At 61.1% G+C, this 22,652-nt stretch carries 22 protein-coding genes; 9 read left to right on the top strand and 13 right to left on the bottom strand.

Features of this window, described 5'->3' with window-relative positions:
* Positions 1–35: 35 nt before the first annotated feature.
* Positions 36–716, top strand: coding sequence for a DUF1015 family protein (locus tag DW123_RS06110; protein WP_118273149.1), 681 nt, complete (start codon positions 36–38; stop codon positions 714–716).
* Positions 717–848: 132 nt separating this feature from the next.
* Here DW123_RS06110 and DW123_RS06105 read toward each other — a convergent pair whose 3' ends face one another.
* The 3 genes from DW123_RS06105 to DW123_RS06095 all read right to left on the bottom strand — a co-directional run bounded on the left by DW123_RS06105 (position 849) and on the right by DW123_RS06095 (position 2,800).
* The gene (locus DW123_RS06105; RefSeq protein ID WP_117735576.1) at positions 849–1,484 is read right to left on the bottom strand and encodes a histidine phosphatase family protein; all 636 of its coding nucleotides are present in this window, start codon (positions 1,482–1,484) and stop codon (positions 849–851) included.
* An 18-nt stretch (positions 1,485–1,502) separates the two neighbouring features.
* Positions 1,503–2,045: a histidine phosphatase family protein gene (locus tag DW123_RS06100; RefSeq protein ID WP_118273150.1), complete on the bottom strand. Its 543-nt coding sequence runs from the start codon at positions 2,043–2,045 to the stop codon at positions 1,503–1,505.
* A gap of 83 nt (positions 2,046–2,128) precedes the next feature.
* Complete coding sequence (locus DW123_RS06095; RefSeq protein WP_199570193.1) at positions 2,129–2,800, bottom strand: nitroreductase family protein; 672 nt, start codon at positions 2,798–2,800, stop codon at positions 2,129–2,131.
* 265 nt (positions 2,801–3,065) lie between these two features.
* On the opposite strand from DW123_RS06095, the gene DW123_RS06090 reads away from it, so the two are divergent.
* Both DW123_RS06090 and DW123_RS06085 read left to right on the top strand, forming a co-directional pair.
* Positions 3,066–3,668 (top strand): HdeD family acid-resistance protein, encoded by a 603-nt coding sequence (locus DW123_RS06090; RefSeq protein WP_118273151.1) that lies wholly within the window; start codon positions 3,066–3,068, stop codon positions 3,666–3,668.
* The gene (locus DW123_RS06085; RefSeq protein WP_117742979.1) at positions 3,669–4,151 is read left to right on the top strand and encodes a DUF188 domain-containing protein; all 483 of its coding nucleotides are present in this window, start codon (positions 3,669–3,671) and stop codon (positions 4,149–4,151) included.
* Between the two features lie 19 nt (positions 4,152–4,170).
* On the opposite strand, the gene DW123_RS06080 is transcribed toward DW123_RS06085, so the two are convergent.
* Complete coding sequence (locus DW123_RS06080) at positions 4,171–5,259, bottom strand: putative manganese transporter (RefSeq protein WP_118273152.1); 1,089 nt, start codon at positions 5,257–5,259, stop codon at positions 4,171–4,173.
* Positions 5,260–5,430: 171 nt separating this feature from the next.
* On the opposite strand from DW123_RS06080, the gene DW123_RS06075 reads away from it, so the two are divergent.
* The 5 genes from DW123_RS06075 to DW123_RS06055 all read left to right on the top strand — a co-directional run bounded on the left by DW123_RS06075 (position 5,431) and on the right by DW123_RS06055 (position 11,251).
* Entirely contained in the window at positions 5,431–6,399 is a 969-nt protein-coding gene (locus tag DW123_RS06075) for a 3'-5' exonuclease (protein ID WP_118273153.1), read from the top strand.
* 640 nt (positions 6,400–7,039) lie between these two features.
* Positions 7,040–8,161: a hypothetical protein gene (locus tag DW123_RS06070; protein ID WP_118273154.1), complete on the top strand. Its 1,122-nt coding sequence runs from the start codon at positions 7,040–7,042 to the stop codon at positions 8,159–8,161.
* A gap of 389 nt (positions 8,162–8,550) precedes the next feature.
* Positions 8,551–8,916, top strand: a complete 366-nt coding sequence (locus tag DW123_RS06065) for a helix-turn-helix transcriptional regulator (RefSeq protein ID WP_117639712.1) — start codon at positions 8,551–8,553, stop codon at positions 8,914–8,916.
* A 63-nt stretch (positions 8,917–8,979) separates the two neighbouring features.
* Positions 8,980–9,198: a cation transporter gene (locus tag DW123_RS06060; RefSeq protein WP_117735568.1), complete on the top strand. Its 219-nt coding sequence runs from the start codon at positions 8,980–8,982 to the stop codon at positions 9,196–9,198.
* A gap of 100 nt (positions 9,199–9,298) precedes the next feature.
* Positions 9,299–11,251 (top strand): heavy metal translocating P-type ATPase, encoded by a 1,953-nt coding sequence (locus tag DW123_RS06055; protein WP_199406658.1) that lies wholly within the window; start codon positions 9,299–9,301, stop codon positions 11,249–11,251.
* A 417-nt stretch (positions 11,252–11,668) separates the two neighbouring features.
* Here DW123_RS06055 and DW123_RS06050 read toward each other — a convergent pair whose 3' ends face one another.
* The 9 genes from DW123_RS06050 to DW123_RS06010 form a co-directional block, all read right to left on the bottom strand.
* Positions 11,669–12,058, bottom strand: a complete 390-nt coding sequence (locus DW123_RS06050) for a metal-dependent transcriptional regulator (protein WP_117735567.1) — start codon at positions 12,056–12,058, stop codon at positions 11,669–11,671.
* A 206-nt stretch (positions 12,059–12,264) separates the two neighbouring features.
* Entirely contained in the window at positions 12,265–13,035 is a 771-nt protein-coding gene (locus tag DW123_RS06045; protein ID WP_117742984.1) for a Cof-type HAD-IIB family hydrolase, read from the bottom strand.
* A 6-nt stretch (positions 13,036–13,041) separates the two neighbouring features.
* Entirely contained in the window at positions 13,042–14,901 is a 1,860-nt protein-coding gene (locus tag DW123_RS06040; RefSeq protein ID WP_118273155.1) for an ABC-F family ATP-binding cassette domain-containing protein, read from the bottom strand.
* Positions 14,902–15,156: 255 nt separating this feature from the next.
* On the bottom strand, positions 15,157–16,029 hold the full coding sequence (pstB, locus tag DW123_RS06035; RefSeq protein WP_199570194.1) for a phosphate ABC transporter ATP-binding protein PstB: 873 nt from the start codon (positions 16,027–16,029) through the stop codon (positions 15,157–15,159).
* Positions 16,026–16,952: a phosphate ABC transporter permease PstA gene (gene pstA / locus DW123_RS06030; RefSeq protein WP_199570195.1), complete on the bottom strand. Its 927-nt coding sequence runs from the start codon at positions 16,950–16,952 to the stop codon at positions 16,026–16,028. The genes pstB and pstA overlap by 4 nt, the downstream gene beginning before the upstream one ends.
* Entirely contained in the window at positions 16,945–17,853 is a 909-nt protein-coding gene (gene pstC, locus DW123_RS06025) for a phosphate ABC transporter permease subunit PstC (protein ID WP_117735562.1), read from the bottom strand. Before pstC ends, pstA begins: the two co-directional genes overlap by 8 nt.
* A 25-nt stretch (positions 17,854–17,878) precedes the next feature.
* Positions 17,879–18,811: a phosphate ABC transporter substrate-binding protein gene (locus DW123_RS06020; protein ID WP_117794536.1), complete on the bottom strand. Its 933-nt coding sequence runs from the start codon at positions 18,809–18,811 to the stop codon at positions 17,879–17,881.
* Between the two features lie 451 nt (positions 18,812–19,262).
* Positions 19,263–20,699 carry a M20 family metallopeptidase gene (locus DW123_RS06015; RefSeq protein WP_118273157.1) on the bottom strand — a complete coding sequence of 479 codons (1,437 nt, stop codon included), beginning with the start codon at positions 20,697–20,699 and terminating at the stop codon, positions 19,263–19,265.
* A 54-nt stretch (positions 20,700–20,753) separates the two neighbouring features.
* A complete protein-coding gene (locus tag DW123_RS06010) occupies positions 20,754–21,416 on the bottom strand; it encodes an HAD hydrolase-like protein (protein WP_233540137.1) in 663 nt (220 codons plus the stop codon).
* Positions 21,417–21,572: 156 nt separating this feature from the next.
* Between DW123_RS06010 and DW123_RS06005 the strand changes: the two genes are divergently transcribed.
* Entirely contained in the window at positions 21,573–22,433 is an 861-nt protein-coding gene (locus DW123_RS06005; protein WP_117763137.1) for a DegV family protein, read from the top strand.
* Positions 22,434–22,652: the final 219 nt, after the last annotated feature.

Raw genomic sequence — 22,652 nt, 5'->3', positions numbered from 1 at the left:
CCGCGAACAAACCGACTCGCGCGTTAGGACCGCCCATGAAAGCACTTCCGTTTCCCTGCATCCGCCCGGCTCAGGACCGCGTGCTCGAGGCGCTGCCGCAGATGGACGCCATCTTGGGCGGCAACGATGCCCTGCGCGGTGCCATTGCCGACGGGCTCATGCTCAAAGATCCGGGCTCGGCATATTACGTGTACGAATGCTCCGGAGAGCCAGGGCGCGTGACGGGCGTTGTGGCGATTTGCCCAGTCAGCGTGCTGGCGGGCGGCGACGCGGCCTCCGCAGATGCGGCCACAGCCGCCCGTGCAATCACCGAGTTTAAGGTGCAGCCCCGCCCTGTAACGCTTGCTTACGAAGCCTCGCCCGTCATGGATATCATCCTCGGCGCCGCCAAAGAGGGCGCGTCGCTCTATGCCGTCACCGACCCCGCCGGCATTACGCATCGCGTGTGGGAGGTCAAACGCAATGACGCCGTTGCCGCCATCCACGCCATGCTCGACCAGGCACCGGAGCCTGCCCCCGCAGACGATCCGGCCTATGTCGCCGCGCTGGCAGGGGCGGCACAGCTCTTGGCAGACGAGGCCCGCGCGGCCGGCACCTACACGGGCAAGGAGCCGTTCAACTTTGTCATTTCCGCGCTGTTCCCTACCGCGCAGGTCGCAGGTGGCGCGCCGCAGGTTCCAACGGGTCTGCTCACTCACCAGATTGCACGATACTAGCAGGACTTAAACGCTTAGCGCAAAGACTCGGCAGTCCAACAAACGAAGGGCGGAGATGCAATGCCAGCGCATGCATCTCCGCCCCTTTTGCATCGAGCAAGTATGTCGGCGACCCGTATCGTCACGCCTGCGTTACCCGCGCTGTGGACCCGCTGCCGCCGTCAACGGCTCAAGACCCAGCTCACGCGCATAATCTTCCTGCGTAAAGACTTCAACCAGCTCAAACGTTTCGGTCGCATCGTCAAACGCAAAGTGCAGCACCGAACAGTTGCCCGGCACGCGCTCGCGCTCGTCGGCCGCCGCTCCCCTCACATGATCCAAAAACTCCTTGATGGCCGAGGCGTGGCTCACCGCGAGCACGCACGAATGGTCCGGGCGTCGCATCAGATCGGTCAACGTCGCCACCATGCGCTCACGCACCCGCATCTGCCCCTCGCCGCCAAACTGGCGATAGAAGTCACGCCACGGACGCTCGGGCATGAGCATCACGCGTTCGGCCTCAAAGTCGCCAAAGAACCACTCGCGCAGGCCATCCAGGCGCTCGTAGGCAAGGCCCGGCCACAGGCTGGCGATGGTCTGCTCCGTGCGATGCAGCGTCGAGGTGTAGGCATGATCGGGCTCAATGCCGCGCGCTCGCAAGAACATGCCGGCGCGCGCCGCCTGGTCGCAGCCCAACTGCGTAAGCGGCGAATCGCTCCACCCCTGAATGATACGCTTAAGGTTAAATATTGTCTGTCCATGACGGACCAGATACAAGTCTTTATTCATAGGGAGTCCTTCCGTTCGTTACCAATCAAGGAGCGAAAACGCCCCGTCGCAATAGCCAAAATGGAGCACGGCACCGTTGTCGGGCTGCTCTCCCCCGCCGGCCACGTACTCAAGAAACTCCTGGCAGGCAGACCCATGGGAGACAGCCAGCACGCAGTTGTGCTGCGGTCGGGCCATAATGCGGGACAGCGCCGCGACCATACGCGCCCGGAATTGCGCTTCCGACTCGCCGCCAAAGGCCACCGGATAATCGCCCCAGGGCTGCGGCGGCATCTTGCGATTTGATGTACCTTCCAGCGAGCCCAAATGCCACTCGCGCAGGTCGTCGACCAGCTCAATGGAGCGACCCTCACCAGCAATTAGCCCAGCCGTACGCCGCGCCCGGCCCAACGGAGAAGAATACACATGGTCAAAGGTCACGCCGCGGTCCTCGAACGCCGCGCGCGTCGCCAGCGCCTGCTCACGCCCGCGCGCCGTAAGCGGCGAATCGTGCCAGCCCTGCAAAATGTTCTTCACATTGCACTCAGTCTGCCCATGCCGCACCAAAAACAGATCGGCCACATGCCCTCCCCTCGCACCACCACAAAGGTGCCTGTCCCCTTTGTGGTGGTTTTGCCGCCGGATTGCACCGCAACGACGCGCAGCTACACCAGTACGTCGGCAAGCGGACGCTTGGGTACGTGATGCACCTGCGCCTCGTCGCGCCAGTAATTGATAGAGCCATCCGGGTTGGAATCGATCGCATCGATCACCTGTGTCTCGGCCGGAACGCCAAACGCCATGATCAGCTTGAGCTCATACTTGTCGTTATCGAGCCCCATGGCGTCGATCGCGCGGGGCGTAAAGGCCTTGAACATGCAGGCCGCCACCTCGGGCGTGGCGCTGCGAGCGGCGAGCATCATCGTCTGAGCCGCTATGCCCGCGTCGACCTCGGTGATAGGCGCGGCGGGCTTGCCGGGAACGGGGCGCTCGGCAAGAATCGCGATGTAGCCGGTCGGGCGCTCGCCCTCATCGGGACCCGGCCAATCCTTGAGCGCGCCGGCCCACGCGAGCTCATCAAATACGCGCGCGCAGTCCTCTGCACCGCTCACCACATGAAAACGCAGACGCTGAGCGTTGGCGCCGCAGGGAGCCAGGTGCGCCAGCTCCGCCAGCTCGAGCAAAAACTCGCGCGGCACGCGCATGGACTCGTCAAAGCGGCGGCACGTACGGGCGCGGCGGACCAGCGCGTCAAACGTGTCCAGGCCAAGCTTTTCGCAACCTTGCTTTGCCATCGACTCCACGCTCAACGGCACCACGGGAACTGCTTCGTTCATAGGGACCCCCCAATAAAAGCCAATTGTTCTTAAGAAAATCTAACCTAAAACGTAGGCAATTACACTCAACGGCATAATGTTCTACACCTGTTGAATATCCCACATCCAAACGGGAACAAAGGTAACAATTCGGGAAGATGAGGCTCCCAATCGCCCTTCCCACCCCACGCGACGGCGCCCTTGGGCGATACTTGATGCAGCACTTTTGGCACACGCCGCACGGAGAGCAATGAACGCGACGTGCACCACACGGAAAGGAGACCTTATGGGCATCTTTAAGGACGATGGCCAGCAGCCGAACCTGTTTGGATTTGACGAGAAAAGCATGGCAGGTAAGGCAATCAAGGCTGTGCGCTGGATCTACGCCATCACGGGTGTCATCGCGCTCATCGCCGGCATCGCGCTGCTGTTTGCGCCCGCCAAGTCCCTCATCTTCCTGACGACCGTCCTGGGTTTTTACTTTGTAATCACCGCTGCCATTAGGCTGTTTACCGCTGTTTTTGAGCCGCTTCTGCCCACCGGATGGCGCGTTGCGAGCATCATCTCCAACCTGCTCATCATTCTGGGTGGCGTCATAATCCTGCGCAATCAGGCCTTCTCGACCGCGACGCTCAGCACGCTTGTGGTGGTCGTGGCCGGCTTTGGCTGGATCGTCGAGGGCGTCATGTCGATTCTGGAATCCGAACTTTCCGCCAACCGCGCCCTCGCCATCCTGAGCGGCGCACTCTCCATCATTGCGGGCATGTTCGTGTTTATCTATCCGCTGTGGTCGGCAAAGATGCTCGTCATCTTTAGCGGCGCCGCGCTGCTGGTGTTTGGCGTGACACTGATTGTTCGCGCTATTCAATTTGGCAAACTGGTGCGCTAGATGCCAAAGACGCTTTTTATTGATGCCGACGCCTGCCCGGTCACGCGCGAGTCGATCGACTGCGCGCGGAGGGCGGGCGTTGCCGTCGTTATCGCCGGCAACAGCACGCAAAACCTGGAACGCCACATTCGCCGCGACGATCCGCGCGACGCCGAGCATGCGCGTCGGGGCTTTTGGGTCACGACGCTCGATGTGAGTGTGGGAGCAGATAGCGCCGACTTTGCCATTATTGAGCGCCTGCAGACTGGCGACGTGGTCGTGACGCAGGACATAGGTCTGGCGAGCATGGTGCTCGGACGCGATGCCGCCGCCATCGGCGTGCGCGGGCGCGTCTACGACAAAGCGACCATCGATATGCAGCTGTTTATTCGTCACGAAGAAAAGAAGGTGCGCCGCGCTGGCGGTCGCACCCGCGGGCCGGCAGCCTTCACCAGCGAAGATCGCGCCCGCTTTAAGCGCAACCTCACCGAGCTGCTACGCTGACCAAGGTAGAATTTTGGGCTTAGAGACCAAAGGCAGAGAGAACGAGTCCCCAGCCGGCACCGATAGCGTACATCATGATCAGGAACAGGACGTTTTCGCGGGCGCTGCGATTGGTGCGGAACAGCACCAGGTAGCCCACGCCGGCAGAGATGAGCGTGCCGGCGAGCATCGGGGCCAGCTGCAGCGCGCCTTCCAGGTACAGTTGCGTGATGACCACACTCGCAGAACAGTTGGGGATCAGGCCGACAAGCGCCGAACCCAGGACGGCGAGCGTCTCGTTGCCGCGCAGGAACTGCTCGATTGCGGACTCGCCGAAGGTCTCGAGCACGGCGACCAGAATCAGCGTCACCAGGAAAATGAATACCGATACCTGCACGGTATGCGAGATGGCGCTGCGGATAATCGACACGGCGGGCGCACCTTCGTGTGAGTGGGAGCGACCGTGGCCATCATGATGTTCATGCTCGCCCTCATGACCGTGATCGTGGCCATGTCCGTGTTCGTGCTCGTCCTCGTCTTCATCACAGCCGCAATGGTCGCGCTCGCACAACTCGTGGATGTGGTCGGCGCTCACGCCCGCCTCGGCCACCTCGTCGATGATGTCACCGCCAGTGTGGTCATCGTGCGCGCAGTTCACGTGGGCCGGGTTGGCCGCGGTTCCCAGCACGGTACGGCGAATCGCCGCATGCGCGCGAGCGTTACGACGCAGGCCGCGAATGGCGGCATCCACGATAAAGCCCGTGACCAGCGCGATCAGCGCCTTCGAAGCCAAAAGCATCGCCATGGTCTGCACGGGAACTTGCTCGGCTAGCAACAGCGGCAGCATCTCGTCTGAGGTCGAGAGGAACACCGCAACCAGCGTGCCCAGCGTCACGACGCGACCGGCGTACAGCGTGGCCGCCATGGCCGAAAAGCCGCACTGCGGCACCATGCCCAACAACGAGCCAACCACGGGGCCCGCAGCGCCAGCGCGCTTGATGGCGCCGTTAACGCGGTCGCCCGCAACATGCTCGAGCGTCTCGAGCGCAAGGTACGTCACCAACAAAAACGGCACCAGCGAGAGCGTGTCTTTGCCGGCATCGAGCAGAATATCTATCAGTAAATCCATAACGGATGGAACCTTTCGTGTCTTTCGGCAGCATTGTAAAAGTCCTAGCGGTCAACTAGGGTATTGTAGTAGTCCCGGGCGCGGTGCCAATAGTTGCCCATGGTAAACTATCATCTCGCCACAACTCAGTAACCCCGAGCCGCGCGACGCGGCCCGTCCAAGGAGCAGCCTATGAACGTTTCGCAAGCACTCGAATACGAGCGCCAGCCGTTTATTCCCATGTTTATCTATGGCGATCACGGCGCCATGGAGTCCGAGCGCCAGAAGGGCGAGGAGGCCCTTAAGGTGCTCGAAACCGAGTACTTTACCGCCGAGGGCGACCCCGGTTTCGACTTTGCCACCGTGCGCGACCTGGCCGACCGCAACCGCGACCTGTGCGATCAGATCGGCGAGGCGCGCCTGCGCAACGTGACGCCCGCGACGCTTTCGCGCGGCCTGTCCGATGCCGACACCTGCGCCGCCATCGGCAAGATGCAAAAGCGCACCGCCGCGTCCGTTATGCGCGAGATCCGCGGCGACCGCGGCGCGCTCGGCGTGGCCTACGCCCGTAAGCCCATCCAGGGCACCGTGCTCGGTATCGACATCGAGACCACCGGCCGTGCACCCGAACGCGGTTATATCATCAACGTCGGCTGGGAGATCATGGAACTCACTAGCGACGCCGTCCCGCATGACGCTGAGGCGCACTACTGTGGCCTGCCCGACATCTACCGCGGCGAAGATGTGCCGCTGTCGAATATCCACCACATCACCTGGGACGACATCGACGGCAAAAAGCCGTTCCGCGAGAACAAGGAACTGCAGAAGCAGCTGCTCAAGCTTATGAAGAAGTACCCGTACATGGCGCATAACGCCGCGTTCGAGGACAGCTGGTTCAAAATTCACCTGGACGGTTACGCCGAGGCGCGCCGTGCCGGCAAGATTATCGTCATCGATTCGCGCCAGATCTGCCGCAGCCTGGATGCCGACGTCCGCTCGCTCCCCCGCGAGTCCGCCCCCGCCGCGCTCGAGAACTGGGCGCGCCGCCGCGGAACCCTCGCCGCCGATGCCAACGAGCAGCATCTGGGTCTGGACGACACCGACCTCATGCTCCGCACCGTCCAAGCCGAGTTCAACCTCAAGAACCTATTCGCGAAATAACCGATCCATCTGCGGGAGCGCCTGCCAGGCACAGCGCAATCCGTCTGGGCGCACCGGCACGCAATAAACTAGGGCGCAGCCTTATGGCTGCACCCTAGTTTTCATCAAAACAAGCAAATACGCGTGCTTCACACAGTCGACAGGTTGGCCCACCTACATTTTTCGAGTTGTTCGGCCAGCTGAACCACTAGTCAAGGCCCCTTGAACCGCAATCGAGCGCTGTAGTCGCCTTAATTTCGCAACCAAGCCCCATTAATCTACCTGAATCAATTCAAATAGGACATTGTGATCGCACCATTCGTATAGGAAAAGGCCGAATAACTCAAATTATGTTGGTGAGGCATCTGGGCGGTCGGCAAAAACGCTTAGAAGCTACGAACCCGCAACTAAAGTTCACCAAAAAAGGCGCAGCTGGCAGAAACCTCCCCGGCCGAAGCTGCCCCCCTCAATACGACAGCTCAAAAACCCACCGTTCGCAGAAGATAAGCCGCACCCCAATACCGTTGCCCGAAGTTTCGGGCGTATGTGGCGTCCGCTATGCCATCATGCGCGTATGGGAATCGTTCTGTCACATACCACGGCACGCGCTGTATACCAAACAGCCAACTCGCTCGCAAGCTACGCGACCGATCCCATACCTATGGAAAAGATCAGGGCGTCTGCGCCGACCACATCCGACCTGGAAGCGGCACGAGCATGGCTCAACAGAAAGAATGTCGATTCTGAAAGCATCCATGTGCTGACGTTTTCCAATAATTCCAAAAGGCACCGCAAGGGCTGCATCTGCCACTGCACGCGCTATACGTTTGATGCAGAAAGCTACCTAGAACTCGAGCCGAACGTCTTCATCGTCGATATCAAGCTGTGCGCGTTAGAAGCAACAGCCGACCTCAACCTTTCGGAGCTCGTTGAGTATTACTTTGAAATCTGCGGCTCCTACGCGCTTGAAACGTCCAACGAAACTCAATATCGCGAGCGCCCGGCCCTAACCAGCGTTGAAGAGCTCAGAGCCTTCTTTTCAAAGGCGTCGGGGTATCGTGGATCTAATAAAGCCCTTAAGGCACTTTCTTATGTACGCGAAGGCTGTCGCTCCCCACTCGAAACGGCGTTTGTCATGATGCTGACGATGCCCAAGTCAATGGGTGGCTTAGCCATACGCGCTATCAAAACGGATTATCCGATTCCAGTCCCCAAAAGATACGCCGCCCTAACGCGACGGACGGTTTTCTACCTCGACGCGCTACTCGAGAATTCGATGACCGATATCGAATACAACGGCTTTTACCACGACGAGCCCGAGCAGCAATCAATTGACGAGGAACGCCGCAACACGCTGCGAAACATGGGATATGCCGTTATCACAGTTAGTCGTCATTCGTTTTTCAAGCAGTCCGCTTTTAGACGGGTCATGGAAGCGATTCGCATTCGCGAGAAGATCTGGCCCGGTCGACTCCCGGATAACTTCGCCATCCTGCAAGAAACTCTTCGTCAATTTGTCTTGCGGCGCTACTTCGAATACGGTCGCCGCGTCCTGGAGGCACTCAAAGAAGAAGAGGCCACCAAGCGCGAAATTGCAAGCCAATACCCGCAAGCTGATGACCCGAGCATCAACGATGTGCCCGAACCCGACGACATGCAACACGTCGGGGCCCTTGCTGAGGAAATCAATGGGCCTTGGGAATGCGACATGTCCGCAAAAATCGATGAAAACCGCACGGAAGACGACACGATTATTGATCTAATTGAGAATTCACTCTTCTAAAGTCGATCTCTGCGGATGTCCACCTACATTTTTCGACTTATTCGGCCGCCGATGTGCCGGATTTGCCGCAGCAATGCTCAATATAACTTTAGATAAAACTGATTCTGCAGGAACTCCCGTAGAGAAAGAACTGATTCTCACGATATTTAACAAGATTAAGTACAAATATGAACAGTTCTAATGCTTCTCGAGGCGGCTTTCTTAGCATGCTGGCCGAACATCTCAAAATATGCTGGCGAGCATTGCGTCGATGCATCCCAACCCACAGAAAATCGCAGAGGCGGCAAGCAGCCATCGAAATTATCGCAAATTGTATTGACATGTGAACATGCGCTCATATAATCGGAAGTAGGTTATATGAGCGCATGTTCATATGAAAGGATATTGCAATGAGCATCCGCGTTGATGAAACGAAACCCGACATCGAGGCCACCGAACCCGCAATCCCCACCACCTGCTCGCCCGAGGACCTTCCCGACGAGGAACTTCTCTACGACCTCGCCGACCTGTTCAAGGTCTTCAGCGACACCACGCGCATCAAGATTCTCTACGCTCTCATGGGCCGCGAACTCTGCGTGGCAGACATCGCCGAAGCAACCGCGACGTCGCAGTCCGCGGTGTCGCATCAGCTGCGTACACTCAAGCAGTCGCACCTGGTTAAATTCCGGCGCGACGGGCGCAATATCCTATACTCGCTCGCCGACGACCACGTCTACACCATGCTCAACCAGGGCATGAGCCACATCTGCGAATAGCGACTAACCACGGTACCAGCGCGGCCTGCACCCAAGCCGCAAATACAGGGAAAGGAACCCACCATGAAAAAGCAGTTTAAGCTCGATGAGATCGACTGCGCCAACTGCGCGCGTAAGCTTCAGGACGAGCTGGCCAAGCTCGAGGGCGTCAAGTCCGTTTCGGTCAACTTTATGACCCAGAAGCTAACGCTCGAGGCCGATGAAGCCGAGTTCGACGAGGTCCTCGACCGCGTTGTGGAGTTCACCGCCGACGCCGAGCCGGACTGCGAGATCATTCTCTAGCCCAGGTTTACGCCAACACGCAAGGCCGCGCTTGCCGCGGCCTTTGCTCGCGAAATTGTATGAGCGAGTGTTCATACATTCAAATGGGAGGATACGAGTCATGGCCACCGCCGACCCCAAGAAGAAAAAGAAGAAGCGCAAGAAAAAAGAGTCACTCGAGCATAAGCGCAACCGCATCCTGGTAGCGCTGGGCATTTTTGCCGTGGTGTACGCCCTCGATGAGCTCGGCACCCTCACTGCCGCATTCGGCACCCCGGGCGACATCTACGCCAGCTTTGTGCTGTTCCTCGTGCCGTTTTTGATTGCCGGCTACGACGTACTGCAAAAGGCATTCAATAACATCCGCCGCGGCAAGGCCTTCGACGAGAGCTTCCTCATGGCCGTCGCGACCATCGGCGCGTTTGCCATGGTGCTCTTCCCCGACACCGATCCGCACATGGCCGAAGGCGCCGCCGTCATGCTGTTCTACCAGGTCGGCGAGCTGTTCCAGGCATACGCCGTGGGTAAGAGCCGTAAATCGATCAGCGCCATGATGGACATCGCACCCGACTACGCCAACGTCGAACAACCCGACGGCACACTCGAACAGGTCTTCCCCGATGACATCGCCGTCGGCACCGTCATCGTGGTCAAGCCCGGCGAGCGCGTGCCCATCGACGGCGTCATCGTCGAAGGCGAAACCCAGCTCGACACCGCCGCCCTTACCGGTGAGTCGGTCCCCCGCCCGGCCAAAACCGGAGACGATATCATCAGCGGCTGCATCAACATGACGGGGCTCATCCACGTGCGCACCACCAAGCCCTTTGGCGAGTCCACCGTCGCGCGCGTCCTGGAGCTCGTAGAAAACGCCAGCGAAAAGAAGGCGCGCACCGAGAACTTCATCACGCGCTTTGCCCGCATCTACACGCCCGCCGTCACCGGCGCTGCCGCGGTACTCGCGCTCGGCGGCGGCTTGGTCACCGGCGCCTGGTCCGACTGGATCCTGCGCGGCCTGACCTTCCTGGTCGTCAGCTGCCCGTGCGCGCTCGTGATCAGCGTGCCGCTGAGCTTCTTTGGCGGCATCGGCGGCGCGTCCAAGCTGGGCGTTCTCATCAAGGGTTCTAATTACCTCGAGACGCTCGCCGACGTGGACACCGTCGTCTTTGACAAGACGGGCACCCTCACCAACGGCACGTTCTCGGTGGTCGCGGTACACCCCGAGGCCGGCTATACCGAGCAGTCGTTGCTCGAAGTCGCAGCCCTTGCTGAGTCGTTCTCCGATCACCCCATCGCGCAGTCCGTACGTGTCGCCTACCAGGGCGAGGTCGACCCCAAGCGCGTAAGCGACTCCACCAACGACGCGGGCCATGGCGTGACGGCAACCATCGACGGCAAGCACGTCGTCGTTGGCAACGCAAAGATGCTCGCCGCGGCCGGAGTCGAAGCGCCCGATTGCGAGGTCGTCGGCACGATTCTGCATGTGCTCGTTGACGGCGTGTACGCCGGCCACATCGTGATTGCAGACACCGTCAAGGCCGATGCCGAGCAGACGATCAGCGACCTGCACGCCGCCGGCGTCAAGCGCACCGTCATGCTCACGGGCGACCGCGAGGAAGTGGCTGCTGCGGTGGCCAAGCAGCTCTGCCTCGACGAGTTCCACGCGCAGCTGCTGCCGGGCGACAAGGTCGAGCGCGTTGAAGCGCTGATCGCGGCCGAAAGCGGCAAGGGCAAGCTCGCCTTTGTCGGCGACGGTATCAACGACGCGCCTGTGCTTACGCGAGCCGACGTCGGAATAGCCATGGGCGCCATGGGCTCCGACGCTGCGATCGAGGCGGCGGATGTCGTGCTGATGGATGACAAGCCGTCCAACATCGCCCGCGCGATCCGCGTGGCTCGCAAGACCATGTCGATTGTTTGGCAGAACATCATCTTTGCGCTGGGTATTAAGCTGCTGATCCTTGTGCTCGCGGCGCTCGGCATCGCCAACATGTGGCTCGCTGTCTTTGGCGACGTGGGCGTGGCGATCATCGCTATCCTGAACACCATGCGCGCGATGGGTGTCAAGAACCTGTAGCGTTCGTGGGCTGTCCGGCCGGGACCGGGCTTGGTTTTGAAAACGTCCTCGCGCATGAGGCCCGTCTTTCCTGCTCCTACGGAGCAACGGAAAGACGGGCCTCGCGCTGCGGAGGGTTTTCAAAACCAAGCCCGGTCCCGGCCTGCATTGACACAGCTGGCGGTTCTTGGGCATCGCTTGCTGGCGAGGTTCCTTGTCTGAGCTGAATTTGGTTGGCGGGACCATTCGTCCCGGCCGCTGTCCCGCGCCTTCGGCGCGGGAGACGCGTCTCTTTGGGATGGAAGGGCGGCGCTGCTGAAAGGATGCTACATCCCGACAGGTTTACTGTGGACTCGGAGAAAGTCCCTTCTGCTAGAAGTCTCTATCCCCTTTTCGCTGGTTCGCGCTTTGCGCGAACTCCGCGCTACTGAGGACCTGTTAGGATTCCGTTGTTGAGTTCGACGTCTCTTCCCTGGCGAGCATAGCCCTCAGCTTCTCGAAGCTTTCCTCACTCAGGCAGTGCTCCATGTAGCAGCCCTCTTGCGACGCGACCTCAGCCGAAACACCCGCATCCTCCAGCAGCCCCACGAAAAAGCAGTGACGCTCCCACATTTGGCGAGCGACCTCCAGACCACGCTCCGTCAGATGAACGTCGCGCTTGCCCATTTCGACATAGCCGTTGCTTTCCAGCGTCGCCATGGCCTTGGAAACGCTCGCCTTGGTTACGCCGAGGTACTCCGCGACGTCGATCGAGCGCACGATGCCCTGACGTTCCGACAGAACGTAGATCGATTCGAGATAGTCTTCTCCGGATTCACGTAGGGCCATGGGCCGCCTTTCGCGATGATTGCTAGTTAGCCGTTGGATACTTTCCACGGCTTACTTTACCGCAAAAGTTGCCCATGTCTTACTACTTTACCTAAAAGTTAGCCGTGTTTCACAAAACGTGCGGGATGAAACAAAATGGGAACGCCCCGCAAGGAGTGTCCCCAGCTGCCGGCAGAAAAGGACCGTCCCCAAGTGCCGAGCCGCAGCTATAGCAGCCCAAAGTGCTTTGCGGCGTTGTAAATTCCGTCGTCGTCCACGGCGGTTGTCACGTAGGTTGCTGCTGCCTTCACGGTGTCCTGCGCGTTGCCCATGGCCACACTCGTGCCCACGGCGGCAAACATCGACAGGTCGTTCTCGCCGTCGCCAAAGGCGATTGCCTCGCTCGCGTCGATGCCCAGGCGCTCCAGCGTTGCCGCCACGCCCAGGTCCTTGCCGCCGTTAGCGGGAATAATGTCGCAGAACAGATCGCACCAGCGCGTGGTGAGCGAATGCGACACGGCGTCGGTCACGATATGCTCGTCGGTGGGGTCCACAAAGGCGCAGAACTGGTAAACCGGCGCATCGAAGGCGTGCTCAAACGGCTCCTCGTGGTAGACGATTCCCGCGTTGCTGCCTGCCGTCACCACGCGCTCGGACAGGCGGTTCACAAACGAATTCTCGCCCTGCATGCACAGCGAGTCATAGCGCCCCTGCGCCACCTGGTCCACAATCACCGCAACGTCGTCCGGGTCAATCGGGCAGCTGCGGTATACGCCCTTGGCATCAAAGCAGTGCTGGCCCGAGAGCGTAATGTACGCATCCCAGCCCAGGTCGAATAGCCAATCGGGCATCTGATAGGTCGGGCGGCCCGTGGCGATCACGCACGCAATCCCCTGCCCGCGAAAGCTGTCGAGCACCTGCTGCGCCGACGCCGGAATCCGGTGCGTCTTAAAACTCAGCAGCGTGCCGTCGATATCGAAAAATGCGGCCTTGATCATCCTCGCCTACTCCTCGCCCTCGAGCTTTTCACTCGCCTCGAGCCACGCCATCTCCAGCTCGTCCATGGCGGCGTGGGCCTCGTCGATCTTTGCCTGCTGCTCGCCCAGCGCCGTGTAGTTGGTGGGATCGACCTGGGCCATCGCGGCCTCGGCCTCCTCCACGCGAGCGCGCTGTGTTTCCATCTTGCGCTCGAGCGAGCTCACCTCGCGGCGGAGCTTCTGGCGCTCGGCGTTGGAAAGGCCGTTGGGCTGCCCGCTCGTCTTGGGCTTTTCGCCCGCAACCGCCGCGGCACCGGTGTCGAACGTGCCGGTCTTGGCACTCGGTGCGCCCACGGGCTCGCCATCGGCAGTAGCGTTGCACAGGCGCAGGTACTGGTCCACGCCGCCGGGCATATGTGTCAGGTGACCATCGAGCAGCGCCCACTGCTGGTCGGTCACGCGCTCCATCAAAAAGCGGTCGTGCGTCACCAGGATCAGCGTGCCGGGCCAGCCGTCGAGCAGGTCCTCGACAATCGCCAGCATGTCGGTATCCAAGTCGTTGCCCGGCTCGTCCAGGATAAGCACATTGGGCTCGTCCAGAATCGTCAGCAACAGTGACAGGCGACGGCGCTGGCCGCCCGAAAGATCGCCGATGCGGCTCCAGAGCTGCTGCGTCGTAAAGCCCAGGCGCTCGCAAAGCTTCTCGGGCGAGGTCTCCTTGCCGTCGATGACGTAGTACCTCTTGTAGTTGCTGAGCACTTCGCGGATCGTGTCGCCCATGTAGGGTTCGAGCTCCTCGAGCTGCTGCGAGAGCACGCCAAAGCGCACCGTCTGGCCAATCTTCACGCGGCCGCGCGTGGGCGCAATCTTGCCCTGAATCACTTCGAGCAGCGTGGACTTGCCGGCGCCGTTCTCGCCCAAAAGACCATAGCGGTCGCCCGCGCCAATAAGCCAGGTCACGTCGGAAAGCACCTGCTTGGGCGCGCCATCGGCATCCGCATAGCCGGCATCCACGTCGACCACGTCGATAACCTGCTTGCCCAGACGGCTCACCGCCAGGCGCTTGAGCTCCAACTCGTCGCGCACGGGCGGCACGTCGGCGATGAGCTCGCGAGCGGCATCCACGCGAAACTTGGGCTTGGTGGAACGCGCCTGGGCGCCGCGGCTCAGCCACGCGAGCTCCTTACGCGCCATGTTGCGACGGCGCTCCTCGGTGACTGCGGCCATGCGGTCGCGCTCCACGCGCTGCAGGATATATGCGGAGTAGCCGCCCTCGAAGGGGTCGACCTGGCCGTCGTGGACCTCCCACATGCTGGTGCAGACCTCGTCCAAGAACCAGCGGTCGTGCGTGACCACGAGCATCGCGCCCTGACCACGCTGCCAGCGAGCCTTTAAGTGACGCGCGAGCCAGTTGATGGTACGCATGTCCAGGTGGTTGGTGGGCTCGTCGAGCATGAGCACGTCGTAGTCGCCAATCAGCAGGCGCGCGAGGTCCACGCGACGGCGCTGGCCGCCCGAGAGCTCGCCCACCGTGCCCTCCCAGGGCACATCGCTAATGAGGCCGGCGAGGATCTGGCGCGTACGGGGGCTCGAAGCCCACTCGTACTCCGGTGTGTCGCCAACGACGGCATGGTGCACTGTGTCGATATCGACCAGGTCGTCCTTTTGGCCGAGCAGGCCGATCGTGGTGCCGCGGCGATGCGTCACGCGGCCGTCGTCGGGCTCCAGCGTGCCGGCGAGCACGCTCAGCAGCGTCGACTTGCCGTCGCCGTTTTTGCCGACGATACCAATGCGGTCGCCCTCGCCCACGCCGAGCGTCACGCTATCGAAAATATGCTTGGTGGGAAACTCTAGGCTGACGGAATCGCATCCCAAAAGAATCGCCATATGCCCTGCTCCTTCGTAGAAATTCAACGTTGTCCATGATAGCGAAAACCACCACAAAGGGGACAGGCACCTTCGTGGTGGTTTTGGGCAGGCGCCTCGTTATTCGAAAAACCACCACGAAGGTGCCTGTCCCCTTTGTGGTGGTCGATTCGGTCGCAGAGCAAAAAGGCGGGCCATCTCGCAAAAGAGATGACCCGCCTCTCCAATCAGTCCCACGGCAACCATGGCCGCCACGGGCCTCAAGCATGTCCCGGACTAGGAGAACATGCCGGTGAGGTAATCATTCAGCCGCTTATCCTTGGGCCGTTGGAAAATCTCGTCGGTCTCGTCGTACTCAACCATATCGCCCATGTAGAAGAACGCCGTGCGATTGGACACGCGCGACGCCTGCTCCATGTTGTGCGTCACGATGACGATGGCGCGGTCGGCAACGATCGAAGACATCAGGTCCTCGATCGCCAGCGTCGAGATGGGGTCGAGCGCCGAACAGGGCTCATCAAACAGAATCACGTCTGGGTTGAGCGCCAGCGTGCGCGCGATGCACAGACGCTGCTGCTGTCCGCCCGAAAGCGCGTAGGCGCTCTTGTCGAGCTTGTCCTTGACCTCGTCCCACAGCGCCGCGCCTCGCAGGCTTTCCTCGACCATGCGATCGAGCTCGTCGCGGTCGGTGATGCCGTGGCGCTTAGGCGCAAACGTGATGTTGTCGCGAATGGACTTGCGGAACGGGTTGGGCTGTTGGAACACCATGCCAATGGAACGGCGCAGCTCGTACGTGTTCTCGGTCCTGGTGTTCACGTTGCGCCCGCGGTAGTTGATCTCGCCCTCCACGCGGCAGCCGCGAATCTCGCGATTCATGAGGTTGAGGCTGCGCAAAAAGGTCGACTTGCCGCAGCCTGAAGGCCCGATGAGCGCCGTAATCTCGCCCTTGTGGAAGTCGAGCGACGTGTCGTGCAGCGCATGGTGGTCGCCATAGTACACGTTGACGTCCTTGGTAGAGAGCACGACCTCGTCGCTCGCGGCCTTGCCGCTCACGCGCACGCGCTTCTCGCTCTCCCCCACACTCGACAGGAAGTCCCGGGTCTCGGACGATGCTGCTTCGGTTGCGGGCGTTGTGCTCATCTCGCTCATTCGGCCGTCATCCTCCTTGCCAGTTGCTTGCCCACGATACGGGCGATCACGTTAAACAGCAGCACGCAGATCATCAGCAGTGCGGCGGTGCCCCAAACGATCTGCTGAGCCTCGGGACTGCCCTCGCCATAGATCTTGTAGATGTGCACGGCGAGCGACTCGCCGGGTCGAAAGACGTTCCAGGCGCAGGTGGGGCTCGACAAGTTTAAGCTCAAAAAGTTCAGACGAACCGGCGAGCTCATGCCCGAGGTAAAGAGCAACGCCGCGGCCTCGCCAAAGACGCGGCCTGCCGAAAGCACGATGCCGGTCACGATGGCGGGCATGGCCTCGGGAATCAGGATGTGCAGCGTGGCCTCCCAGCGGGTAAGGCCCATGGCCAGGCATGCATCGCGCTGGGCCTGTGGCACGTCCTCGAGCGCCTGCTGGATCACGCGCACCAGGATGGGGATATTGAACATGGTGAGCGCGACAGCGCCGGAGATGATGGAGTACTTCCAGCCCAGCTGCACCGAGAACACCAGAAAGCCGAACATGCCGACGACGATGGAAGGCAGCGAGGACAGCGTCTCGATGGCGGTAGAGGCGATGTCGCGGATAGGGCCGTTCGGCGCGTACTCAACCAGGAAGACCGCTCCGCCTAGGCTGATGGGCACCGAGATGATCAGAGTGATCAGCAGCAGGTAGAACGAGTCGAACAGCTGGTAGAGCACGCCGCCCTGCGTTCCGTTGGCGCGCGACGGCTCTGTGAGAAAGCCCGGCTGGAACAGCGTCGAGATGCCCTCGAACAGGATATAGGCCACCATGGAGATGACGATGAGCATGACGATGGCGACGATCGCCGTCAGCACGCCCGTGGCGATGCGATCCTGTTTTTGGACACGCCCGAGCCTCGCCTCGTCGATGTGGATGCGCGTGCTAGCCACGAGCCTTCGCCCCCTTGCGGCCAATGAGATGGATGATCAGGATGAAGATGAGGCTCATGCCCATCAGCAGCAGACCGAGTGCCCACAGGACGTCGTCCTGGGCCGAGCCCTCGGCGTAGACCGCCATGGACGTGGTGAGCGTGGTGGTGATGGTGGACGCCGGCGACAGCAGCGACGTCGGCATGGCCTCGATGCCGCCGATGACCATGCGCACGGCGAGCGTCTCGCCAAAGGCACGCGTCATGCCAAGGATGACCGCAGTCATGAGCGACGGCATGGCGGACTTGAGCACCACGTGCCAGATGGTCTGCCAGCGGGTGTAGCCCAGCGCGAGCGAGCCCTGACGGTAGCTATCGGGCACAGCGCGCAGGCCATCGACCGAAAGCGTGGTCATCGTCGGCAGGATCATGACGGCCAGCACGATGGCGCCGGGCAAGATGCCCAAGCCCGTGCTTACGTGGAAAACGCTCTTCATAAGGCCGACGACCACGTGAAAGCCGATCAGGCCAAAGACAACCGAGGGAATACCGGTCAAAAGCTCAATAAGCGGCTGAAAGACCTTGGAACCAAACTTAGGCTGGATCTCGACCGCAAAGATGGCAGAGCCGATAGCGATGGGCAGTGCGATGAGCGTGGAGAGTACCATGACCGCAAACGAGGTGACGATCAGGGGCAGGGCGCCGGTGTAAGGCAGACCGTTTTCGGCTGTGTTAGCCAGGTCCCACTTGGTACCAGTGAAGAACTCGACGACCGAAACGCCATCCTTAACAAAAGCCGAGAGGCCCTTTTGGGCGACCATGAAGATAAGCGCGGCAACAACAAGCGTCACGAGCGCTACGCACGCGCCCGTGACGCCCAGGCCCACGTTCTCAAGGTCGCGCTTTGGCAGCTGTTTTGCCATTGCAAACCTTTCCGGGGGCGATTACCTATTTAGCGGAGACCTTACCGCTGGCGTCCTTGACGACCTTCATGGCAGAGACGGGGATAAAGCCCTGCTCCTCGACAAGCTTGCCCTGGACGTCGTCGGAAAGCATAAAGTCCAGGAAGGCCTTGGTGGCCTCGTCTGCGTCCTTGGCGCAGTACATGTGCTCGGTAGCCCAGATCTTGAAGGAGTCGTCGGTGACGTTCTTGCTCTTGGGCTCGACGCCCTCGACCTTGACGGCGTTGAACTTGGAGTCGTCGAAGTGCGAGAAGTCCAGGTAGGAGATGGCGTTGTCGGTACTGGCCATCTGGGTCTGGACGTCGCCGGACTTGTCGAGCTCGGCGTCGCCCTTAAAGTCGACGGCCTCGTCGCCAAAGACGGCGGCCTCGAAGGTGGCGCGGGTACCGGAGCCGGCCTTGCGGTTGAGGACGACGATGGTGGCGTCGTCGCCGCCGACCTCCTTCCAGTTGGTGATCTGGCCAGAGAAGATGCCCTTGAGCTGCTCGAGGGACAGATCGTCGACCGTCACGTTCTTGGAGACGACGGGGCCCATGCCCACGACGGCGACCTCGTGATCGACGAGGTTCTTGACCTGGTCGGCCTCGAGCTTGGTCTCGGCGAAGACGTCGGAGTTACCGATGGTGACGGTGCCGGCGGCGACAGCGGTCAGGCCCTTGCCCGAACCGTTGCCCGAACCGGAGATGGAAACGTCGGGGTTGGCATCCATGAACTTCTCAGCAGCAGCCTCGACGAGAGCCTGGAACGAAGAGGCGCCGTCGTAGGTCACCTCGCCGGAGACGGACTCGGCGGCGACGCTGCCCTTGGCGGTGTCAGCGGCATTGGAACCGCCACAACCAACGAGACCGAGACCGACGATGCTGGCAAGACCACCAGCGAGGCCGAGGAACTGACGACGAGAATAAGCCTGATCGAGCATGATCTTCCTTTCATACATGCGACTCGCGGGCACCCTGCCCGCTTTGCTGTATGGAAAGATACGTTCCCGACCAGGCAACGCCCGCGCCAACTGCGCTTTCTTACGGGCATTTGATAGACCCTTACCGCAAGCGCGGTTCAGCTTTACAAACAAATAACAAACCCGCCGACAAGCATGGTCCACCTTTTACAAGGTAGTCATTGGGGACGTTCTTAAACGACTAGTCATCGGGGACGTTCTTGTTTGACTAGCCATTTAAGAACACCCAACGACTACCTTGGAAACCCCGCAGGTTGAGCATAAGTCAGCGAAAACGCCCCTAAGCGAGCAAGGTGACGTGAAAGAGGAGGGAAGCGTACTTCGGTACGCGACCGACGATTGAACGTCAGATTGCCGCTTAGGGGCGTTTGCAGCGTCGACCCGTTACGCGGTTTGGTAAAACCGCGTAACCTTAAAGTTCGAGTTCGTTGAGACGCAGGATCGCCACGATGTAGATCTTGAGCGCCTGCTTGAGCTGTTCTTCGTTGGCGCACTCGTTGGGGCCGTGCATCTGGCCACCCCATGCGGGCAGCTCCAGGCCGGTCTCCTCGGGGCCAAACGACACGGCGCGGGCAAAGTTGCGTGCGTACGTGCCACCGCCCATGGCAAAGGGTTCGGCATGCTTGCCGGTGAACTCGTTATAGGTATCGATAAGCGCCTTCACGGCCGGATCATCGGCAGAGACCGAGAACGGTACCTTGGCGCGGCCGACGCGATACGTCACGCCAAAGCGGCCCACGAGCGGCTCGAGCTGCCCACGGATGGTATCGGCGCTCGTGCTATCGGGGAAGCGCACGTCGATGACCTGCTCAATGTGGCCATCCGCCACGCGGATGACGCCGGGGTTGCACGTGAGCGGGCCAAACGCGGGGCTCGTCGCGTCGATACCCAGGCCGCGGCCATAGGCATCCGCATGTACAAAGGCCAGAAACTTGACAAACTCATGCTCGACAGGCGTCAGCAAGCGCTCGTCGCGTGCGGCAAACGCATCCTCGACCTCGCGCAGGTACGTCACGATCAGGCCAACGGCGTTGATCGTCCCCTCGGGCATCGAGGCATGGCCACCGATACCGTGCGCGAAAATCTGGGCATGGCCGTTCTCGAGCGCCGTGATCTCCAGGCGGTCGGCGTTCTCAACGGGCGCCGGCAGCTCATCGGCGGCAATCGCAAGCTCGCAGATAGACTGCGACGGAATAGCGTTGCTCGCCTCGGCACCGCCCCAGGACACAATGCGCCCGCCGTCAATCTTGGAGCTCACGAACGTCGCCCCAAACTGGCCCTTCTCGGCATTGCAGACCGGGAACTCGGCATCGGGCGTAAACAAAAAGTCGGGGTCTGCGTGGTTCTCCAGATAATGGTGAACGTCGGACATGCCCACTTCCTCATCGCAGCCCAGCAGGGCGCGGAAGGTATAGCGCGGGGTAATGCCGTGCTTGAGCAGATAGGCGCCGGCGTAGAGCGACAGTACCGTCGGACCCTTGTCGTCGATCACGCCGCGGCCGAGCAGCCAGCCCTCGCGACGCTCCATCGCAAACGGGTCGGTGTTCCAGCCCGGGCCGGCGGGCACCACGTCCACGTGGCAGATGGTCGCGAGCTGCTTGTCGCCGCGACCGGGGATATCGGCAATGCCCACATAGCCCTCGTCGTCGCTCGTCTGGTAGCCGAGGTTCTGTGCGATGCCGAGCGCGCAATCGAGCGCGTCACGGACCGGGCGGCCAAACGGCGCACCGGGCTCCGCATCGGCAGCAACGGCAACAGACGGGTAGCTCACCAGCTGCTCGATATCGGCGACGACGTCCTCCCAGACCTCGTCGACGTACTCGGCAACACTCTGCTCCACCTGATTCATGGACGACCTCCTTACCAATGAGCGGCGAGCACGCCCGCCCCTCACATTAAGTCCCTAGATAGCGAAAAGTTTAGCAAGCTCGGCCACCGAGTGCACCACTGCGTCGGCACCCGCCGCCTCGTGCTCGCCCGGCGCCGCCGCGCCCGAATAGATGCCGATGCACGGCACGCCCATTGCGTGCGCGCCCTCCACATCGTTAAAGCGATCGCCGATCATCACGGCATCGCCCGCCGTCGCGCCGAGCGCCGCCAGGGCATCGCGAACCGAATCGGCCTTGGTCTCGCGCCCCTGCGACGGATTCATGCCGACCACCGCCTCAAACTGCGAAAGCCCCAGCTCGCCCACCATGTCAATGCACTTTGCCTCCATACGAGAGGTCGCCACGGCCAAGCGATGTCCCTGAGCGGCAAGACCATCGAGCAGCGCGGGGATCCCATCGAACACGGGATACTCCTCCGGACCCAGCTCGTCAAAAAAGGCACGGTACTCGTCGGCCACCACGAGCGACTCCTCACGCGTAAAGCCGTAAAAGTCGTGGAAGCTCTTCCACAGGGGCGGCCCGATCATACGGCGCAGGTCACCCATCTGCGCCTCCGAAAACCCGCGCGCAGTCAGCGCCTTGCGCGTCGAGGTCATCACCGCCCGGCCCGTATCGGCCACCGTACCATCGAAATCAAACAGCACGACCGGCCGCCTGCATATCTCCAGTGCCCCCATCGGCATCCCTCTTCCCCAGTTGATGATTTCCACACCAACATTAAAAACTGTTGACTATTCAACAATTGAACCTAGCAATGCGGAACAACTCCACTATACTTGTCGCACTTTGCTCTCAGAAGGCGGCACACAAGCGCCCCGACGAAAGGTGCAATTATGTCTTTTGCCATCATAACCGACTCCACGTCGGACATCTCCCCCGCCCGCGCCCAAGAACTCGGCATTTACGTGATTCCACTGCATGTGGTTATCGAAGGCGAGGACCTGCTCGACCAGATGCAGATTACCGCCGAGGAGTACGTCGCCCGCATGGCCGGCTCCAAGCAGCTGCCGCACACGTCGCAGCCGAGCGCTGGCGAGTTCAAGGCGCTCTTTGACCGCGTGCTCGCCGACGGCCACGACAGTGCCATCTTCATTTCGCTGTGCAGCGAGTGGTCCGCCTGCTACGCCAACGCATGTCTGGTGGCTGACACCCATGAGCTCGACGTGCGCTGCGTCGACTCGCGCACCGGCTCGGGCGCTGAGGGCTTGCTGGTGGAATACGCGCTCGCCATGCGCGATGACGGCCGCAGCTTGGACGAGACCGAGGCGCAGATCCGCGCGACGCTGCCCGACGCCCACCTGCTAGTGATTCCCCGCACACTCGAGAACCTCGTCAAGAACGGCCGCGCGCCCAAGCTTGCCGGCCACCTCACGCAGATGCTCAACATTCGCCTGGCCGTTTCGCCGGAGTGGAAATCGGGCGAGATCAAAGTCATCAAAAAGGGCCGCGGCGCCAAGCGCATCGTTGCCAACACCATGGCAGATTGCCTCGACTTTTTGGCCGAGCATCCGGGCGCGAGCGTACGCGTGCTCACAACCGGCGCCGTCGAAGAGCAAGAGCTCGTCAACCAGGCGCTCGCGGGCCAGGACTGCGTCGATGCGGGCACCGGTCCCATCGGCTGCACCATCGCCACCCACGTAGGCGTCGATGCCATCGCCATCAGCTACTGCCCCCGCTACCAACCTGCCAATTAGGGACAGGTTTATTTTGGCAGGTTTTATCTGGGCAAACGTTAAACGCTAAGAAAGGTCTGCCTAGCTAGACAGGACAAGCTGGGACAGTCGAACAGCCGAGGTACACCCAGCCACAGCAAAGCCATCACGCCGGCACGCCCCAACTTAAGGCGCGCCGGCATCTCTTTAGGAATGGCGGCGGTAAAGGGACCGTTTTAGTCGAAAGGCTGCGAATAGCTT

This window comes from Collinsella sp. AM10-26 (genome assembly GCF_003472525.1).
Lineage (GTDB): Bacteria > Actinomycetota > Coriobacteriia > Coriobacteriales > Coriobacteriaceae > Collinsella.
The sequence above is the reverse complement of the archived record's forward strand: the minus strand, read 5'-3'. Positions and strand labels throughout refer to the sequence as shown.

Coding starts and splice junctions, on each gene's coding strand:
- DW123_RS06085 (WP_117742979.1), top strand. CDS start 3,669: ATGCCAAAGACGCTTTTTATTGATGCCGACGCCTGCCCGGTCACGCGC.
- DW123_RS06055 (WP_199406658.1), top strand. CDS start 9,299: ATGGCCACCGCCGACCCCAAGAAGAAAAAGAAGAAGCGCAAGAAAAAA.
- DW123_RS06060 (WP_117735568.1), top strand. CDS start 8,980: ATGAAAAAGCAGTTTAAGCTCGATGAGATCGACTGCGCCAACTGCGCG.
- DW123_RS06090 (WP_118273151.1), top strand. CDS start 3,066: ATGGGCATCTTTAAGGACGATGGCCAGCAGCCGAACCTGTTTGGATTT.
- DW123_RS06110 (WP_118273149.1), top strand. CDS start 36: ATGAAAGCACTTCCGTTTCCCTGCATCCGCCCGGCTCAGGACCGCGTG.
- pstB (WP_199570194.1), bottom strand. CDS start 16,029: ATGAGCGAGATGAGCACAACGCCCGCAACCGAAGCAGCATCGTCCGAG.
- DW123_RS06050 (WP_117735567.1), bottom strand. CDS start 12,058: ATGGCCCTACGTGAATCCGGAGAAGACTATCTCGAATCGATCTACGTT.
- pstC (WP_117735562.1), bottom strand. CDS start 17,853: ATGGCAAAACAGCTGCCAAAGCGCGACCTTGAGAACGTGGGCCTGGGC.
- DW123_RS06045 (WP_117742984.1), bottom strand. CDS start 13,035: ATGATCAAGGCCGCATTTTTCGATATCGACGGCACGCTGCTGAGTTTT.
- DW123_RS06095 (WP_199570193.1), bottom strand. CDS start 2,800: ATGAACGAAGCAGTTCCCGTGGTGCCGTTGAGCGTGGAGTCGATGGCA.
- DW123_RS06075 (WP_118273153.1), top strand. CDS start 5,431: ATGAACGTTTCGCAAGCACTCGAATACGAGCGCCAGCCGTTTATTCCC.
- DW123_RS06065 (WP_117639712.1), top strand. CDS start 8,551: ATGAGCATCCGCGTTGATGAAACGAAACCCGACATCGAGGCCACCGAA.
- DW123_RS06080 (WP_118273152.1), bottom strand. CDS start 5,259: ATGGATTTACTGATAGATATTCTGCTCGATGCCGGCAAAGACACGCTC.
- DW123_RS06105 (WP_117735576.1), bottom strand. CDS start 1,484: ATGAATAAAGACTTGTATCTGGTCCGTCATGGACAGACAATATTTAAC.
- DW123_RS06040 (WP_118273155.1), bottom strand. CDS start 14,901: ATGGCGATTCTTTTGGGATGCGATTCCGTCAGCCTAGAGTTTCCCACC.
- DW123_RS06015 (WP_118273157.1), bottom strand. CDS start 20,699: ATGAATCAGGTGGAGCAGAGTGTTGCCGAGTACGTCGACGAGGTCTGG.
- DW123_RS06005 (WP_117763137.1), top strand. CDS start 21,573: ATGTCTTTTGCCATCATAACCGACTCCACGTCGGACATCTCCCCCGCC.
- DW123_RS06010 (WP_233540137.1), bottom strand. CDS start 21,416: ATGGGGGCACTGGAGATATGCAGGCGGCCGGTCGTGCTGTTTGATTTC.
- DW123_RS06070 (WP_118273154.1), top strand. CDS start 7,040: ATGGAAAAGATCAGGGCGTCTGCGCCGACCACATCCGACCTGGAAGCG.
- DW123_RS06020 (WP_117794536.1), bottom strand. CDS start 18,811: ATGCTCGATCAGGCTTATTCTCGTCGTCAGTTCCTCGGCCTCGCTGGT.